We start from the raw sequence: 5,399 nt of genomic DNA on the forward strand, positions 1-5,399 counted from the left end.
GCCGATTCCTTGCGGGGAGCTTCGGGCCGCGCCGAACCGTCCCAGCTGGGCTCCTCGCGCGGATAAGAAGGCTTTTGTGACATAGGCGACATCGTAGTGCCTGCGCAGGCCCGCGCGGGCCTGGGTGCACCACCGGACACATCGCGCATTGGCCTGCGCGCGCCTACTGTGTACAGTCGCGGCCATGAGCCATTCCAGCACGCACTCCTCCGCCGCCCTAGACGCGCAGGCCACGGCCGCCCTGCTGCCCTGGAAGGAGCTGGCCGAAGAGATCGCGGCTGTACTGCTGCAGCCCCAGGCAGTGCAGGTGCCGCCGCGCATCGTGATGCCACTGCCCGCAGGAGGCAGCCTGTTTTGCATGCCCGCCACCGATGGGCAGGTGGCCATGACCAAGCTGATCAGCCTCACGCCCGGCAATGCCGGCACGCCGCGCGCCACCATCCAGGGCGATGTGGTGGTCTTCGATGTGGCCACGGGCGAGCGCCGCCTGATCCTGGACGGCCCCACGGTCACGGCGCGGCGCACGGCCGCCGTATCGCTGCTGGCCGCGCAAAGGCTGGCTCCCAATCCGCAGGGCCCGCTGCTGATCGTGGGCGCCGGCGTGCAGGGCCTGGCCCATATGCAGGCCTTTGCAGCAGGCCTGGGCGTGCGCGAGGTCCAGGTGGCATCGCGCAGCGCCGAGAGCGCCCAGTCACTGGTCAGCCAGGCGCATGCCATGGGCCTGCAGGCCAGTGCCGTGCAGGATCTGGAGGCCGCCGCGCGCCATTGCCCGCTGATCGTGACCTGCACGCCGGCCCGCGCCGTGGTGCTGCATGCAGCCCCGCGCGCCGATGCCTTCGTCTCGGCCGTGGGCGCCTTCACGCCGCAGATGGTGGAGCTGGCGCCCAGCCTGTGCCTGGGCCTTGCGCAGGCGGGCCGCGTCGTCGTCGATACCGCAGATGCGCTGCACGAAGCCGGTGATCTGCTGCAGGCGGGCATGGACGTGGCCGCCCTGCCCACGCTGGAGCAGGTGGTGCGCGAGCAATGGCTGCGCCCGCAGGTGCCGGTGCTGTTCAAATCCTGCGGATGGGGGGACTGGGACCTTGCGGCCACCCGCCTGGCAATGCGCCGGGCTGCGCTTCAGAACAGTTGACGACGGATTTCTGCGTTGAACGAGCTTCCCCCCCCGGATTCCCCCGCCCCGCCCCCAAGCACCGAGCCCGGCCGCTGGCAGCGCCTGGGCCTGCGCACGCAACTGGCCCTGGTCTTCGGCTCGCTGCTGGTGGGCGTGACGGTGCTGATGTCGCTGGCCTTCGGCGAACTGCTGCGCTGGCGCATGGAGCGCGAGGTCAGCGCCTCGCTGCATGCCATGGCCTCCAACGCGGCGCGGCAGTTGTCTGAAGGGCTGTTCAGCCGTGCCCATACCGTGGAGGTGCTGGCCGCTTCGCCGGAGCTGTGGGTGCAAGGGCTGGATTCCCCGGGCGTGGGAGCGCTGCTCAACCGCGCCCGTTCGCTGACGCCGTCCAACCTCTGGATAGGCGTGGCCGACGCCGAGGGCACGGTGCGCAGCGCCACCGACCAGTTGCTGGTGGGCCACGATGTCAGCGACCGGCCCTGGTTCGAGCCGGGGCTGCAGCGCGTGCATGTGGGCGACGTGCGTGCCTCCTCGCCGCGCATGGCCGCGCTGCTTGCGCCCCCGGCCGACGGCGCGCCGCGCCGGTTCATGGACTTTGCAGCGCCCATCCGCGTGGGCGGACTCACGCAGGGCGTGCTGTGCATGCACAGCAGCTGGGAATGGGTGCGAGAGACCATGCAGACCTTGCAGCAGGCCGACAGCGGGGATCGCCAGATCGGCCTCTTCATCTTTGACCGCCACGGCAAGATCATCCACGCCCCGGGCGACAGCCTGGAGCCGCTGCAGGCGCTGGACCAGCGCCTGCCGGTGGCCCATACCGTGTCTGCCGATACGTCCGATGCCACGCTGCTGCCCGTGCAGGTGGCGCGCTGGCAGGACAGTCCGCAGAGCTTTCTGACGGCCACCGTGCCGCTGCAGGCCCACAACCGGGTGACGGCCATGGGCTGGCACATCGTGGCCCGCCAGCCGCACGACAGCGCCTATGCGCCCGCGCGCCAGGCCATGCACCAGGTGCTGGCCGGCGGCCTGGCGGCGGCGCTGGTGGCCGCCGTCATCGCCTGGCTGGTGGCACGAAGGCTCAGCCAGGACCTCAAGCGCCTGGCCCGCGCGGCCAACGGCATCGATGGCAGCGGCGCGGCGCCGGACATTCCGCAGCTGCACAGCAGCCGCGAAGTGCACCGCCTCTCGCAGGCGCTGCGCGGCAGCATTGCCCAGCTGCGCTCGGCCAACGAGGCCATGGAGCGCCAGGTGCGCGAGCGCACCCTGCAGCTGCAGCAGGCCAATGCCGAGCTGGAGCACCAGGCGCGCAGCGATCCGCTCACGGGCCTGCTCAACCGCCGGGGCTTCGATTTCCAGCTGGACTTCGCCATGGCGCTGGCGCGCCGCAGCGGCCGCCCCTTGAGCGTGCTCGTCATCGACGTGGACCACTTCAAGCGCATCAACGACCAGCATGGCCATGACATGGGCGACGCCGTGCTGCGCACCCTGGCGCGCGCCTTCCGCATGCGGCTACGCGAGTCCGACGTGCTGGCCCGCATGGGGGGCGAGGAATTCCTGGCCCTGCTGCCCGACACCACGGCCGACGCGGCCGTGGCCATTGCAGAGCAACTGCGCGAACTGCTGGCCTCCACGCCCATGGCCCACGGCGAGCCCGTCACCGCCAGCGTGGGCGTGGCCACGCTGCGCGGCACCACGGACACGGCCGCCACCATGCTGCGCCGTGGCGACGAAGCGCTGTACGAGGCCAAGGGCGCAGGCCGCAACAACGTGCAGCTTCAGCGCTGAGACGGCCCCGCGCCGCTTTCTGCCCCCTCGGCTTGCCGCCTGCCGCAAAACACCAGTGCGGGAAAAAACATCACACTAATACTCAAATTGAGCATATTATTCGCAGCCATCACCAGACCTTTTCCACAGTCCCGGACGGCCACCATGCAGCTCAAATCCGTGCAGTACGACAAGCCCCATTTCTCCCACGCCGGCCAGTGCGGCATCGGCGAGGCCTGGGCCCGCATTCCCCCTGAACTGGACCGCGCCCAGCGCCTTCGGACCACCGAGCGCATACGCGCCCTGCTGCACGAGCGCGATGCCGTGCTCGTGGCCCACTACTACGTGGATGGCGAACTGCAGGACCTGGCGCGCGAGACCGGCGGCTGCGTGGGCGATTCGCTGGAGATGGCGCGCTTCGGCGCCCAGCACCAGGCCAGCACCCTGGTCGTGGCCGGCGTGCGCTTCATGGGAGAGACCGCCAAGATCCTCAGCCCGGAAAAGCGCGTGCTCATGCCCGACGACGACGCCAGCTGCTCGCTGGACCTGGGCTGCCCGGCAGACGAGTTCAGCGCCTTTTGCGACGCCCACCCGGACCGCACGGTCGTGGTCTACGCCAATACCAGCGCAGCGGTGAAGGCGCGTGCCGACTGGGTGGTCACATCGTCGGTGGGACAGGACATCGTGGCCCACCTGCACGCCTGCGGCGAGAAGATCCTCTGGGCCCCCGACCGCCACCTGGGCGCCCACATCCAGCGCCAGACCGGCGCCGACATGCTGCTGTGGCATGGCTCCTGCCTGGTCCATGACGAGTTCAAGGCCGACGAACTGGCCGCCATGGCGCTGGAGTATCCGCAGGCCGCCATCCTCGTGCACCCCGAGTCGCCGGCCGCCGTGGCCGCCCAGGCGGACGTGGTGGGCTCCACCACCCAGCTCATCAACGCGGCTGGCCGGCTGCCCACCGACACCTTCATCGTCGCCACCGACCAGGGCATCCTGCACGACATGCGCATGCGCTACCCGGGCAAGACCTTCCTGCCCGCCCCCACGGCCGGCCAGGGCGCCACCTGCAAGAGCTGCGCCATGTGCCCGTGGATGGCGATGAACAGCCTGCAGGGCGTGGAGCTGGCCCTGGAGCAGGGCCTGTGCGCCATCGAGGTGGATCCCGCCATCGCCCAGGCCGCGCGCCGGCCCATCGAACGCATGCTGGCTTTCGCGGCCGGCCACCGCCAGCCCGTGCGCGCCAGCGGTGACCTTGCGCGCGATGCGGCGCTCTTCCAGCACTTCGGTCCCGCCTGAGGAGCACGCCATGACCCAGCCCTCCATGGACGTACTCATCATCGGCGCCGGCCTGGCCGGCATGGCCGCCGCCCTGTCGCTGCCGCCGCATCTGCGCGTGGCCCTGCTCAGCAAGGGCGCGGCCGAGGAATGCGCCAGCGCCTGGGCCCAGGGCGGCATTGCCGCCGTGCTGGATGCACAGGACAGCATCGACGAACACCTGGCGGACACCCTGGTCGCGGGCGCAGGCCAGTGCGATGCGCAGGCCGTGCGCGCCATCCTTGAGCAGGCGCCCGACGCCATCGATTGGCTGGTGGCCCACGGCGTGCCTTTCACGCGTGACGACAGCGGTGGCCTGCACCTCACGCGCGAGGGCGGCCACGGCCGCCGCCGCATCGTGCATGCCGCCGACTGCACCGGACAGGCCGTGCACGCCGCCCTGCTGCGCGCCTGCCGGGAGCGCGCGAACATCGATCTGCATGAACACACCAGCGCGCTGGACCTGCTGACCGAAGGACAGCCTGCGCACTGCACAGGCGCGCTGGTGCGCCTGCCCGATGGCCGCCAGCAGCGCTGGCATGCCGCGCATACCGTGCTGGCCACGGGCGGGCTGGGGCAGGTCTATCCCGCCACCACCAACCCGGCCACCGCCACGGGCGATGGCGTGGCCATGGCCTGGCGCGCGGGCTGCCGCGTGGGTGATCTGGAGTTCATGCAGTTCCATCCCACGGCCCTGCAGGTGGGCGGCCGCGCGGCCGGCCTGGTCTCCGAGGCATTGCGTGGCGAAGGCGCCCTGCTGCGCCTGCCGGACGGCACGCGCTTCATGCCTGCCCATGACGAGCGGGCCGAACTGGCGCCGCGCGACATCGTGGCCCGGGCCATCCGGCACGAGATGGACCGCCATGGCCTGGCCTTCGTGCACCTGGACATCAGCCACAGGCCCCGCGCCTGGCTGCAGTCGCATTTCCCGGGCGTGATGGCCCTGTGCGCCAGCCATGGCATCGACATTGCGACGCAGCCGATTCCCGTGGCCCCCTGCGCCCACTACGCCTGCGGCGGCGTGCTGGCCGATATCGACGGGCGCACGGATGTCGATGGCCTGCGCGCCATCGGCGAGGTGGCGCGCACCGGACTGCACGGCGCCAACCGGCTGGCCAGCAATTCGCTGCTCGAATGCGTGGTGATGGGCCGCGCGGCCGCCCGGGCCATCGCGCAGCAGCCAGCAGCCGCCCCGGCGCTGGCC

At 71.2% G+C, this 5,399-nt stretch carries 4 protein-coding genes; all 4 read left to right on the forward strand.

What is annotated here, in order from left to right:
• Nucleotides 1–184: 184 nt before the first annotated feature.
• On the forward strand, nucleotides 185–1,132 hold the full coding sequence (locus L995_RS04170) for a delta(1)-pyrroline-2-carboxylate reductase family protein (protein WP_047469425.1): 948 nt from the start codon (nucleotides 185–187) through the stop codon (nucleotides 1,130–1,132).
• Between the two features lie 15 nt (nucleotides 1,133–1,147).
• A complete protein-coding gene (locus tag L995_RS04175; RefSeq protein WP_047469427.1) occupies nucleotides 1,148–2,899 on the forward strand; it encodes a sensor domain-containing diguanylate cyclase in 1,752 nt (583 codons plus the stop codon).
• 144 nt (nucleotides 2,900–3,043) lie between these two features.
• A complete protein-coding gene (nadA, locus tag L995_RS04180; RefSeq protein ID WP_017405637.1) occupies nucleotides 3,044–4,177 on the forward strand; it encodes a quinolinate synthase NadA in 1,134 nt (377 codons plus the stop codon).
• A gap of 10 nt (nucleotides 4,178–4,187) precedes the next feature.
• Nucleotides 4,188–5,399 (forward strand): L-aspartate oxidase (nadB, locus tag L995_RS04185; RefSeq protein WP_047469431.1); only part of this gene is annotated, 1,212 nt, incomplete at its 3' end.

It is taken from the genome of Delftia sp. ZNC0008, from assembly GCF_000799035.1.
Lineage (GTDB): Bacteria > Pseudomonadota > Gammaproteobacteria > Burkholderiales > Burkholderiaceae_C > Comamonas > Comamonas tsuruhatensis.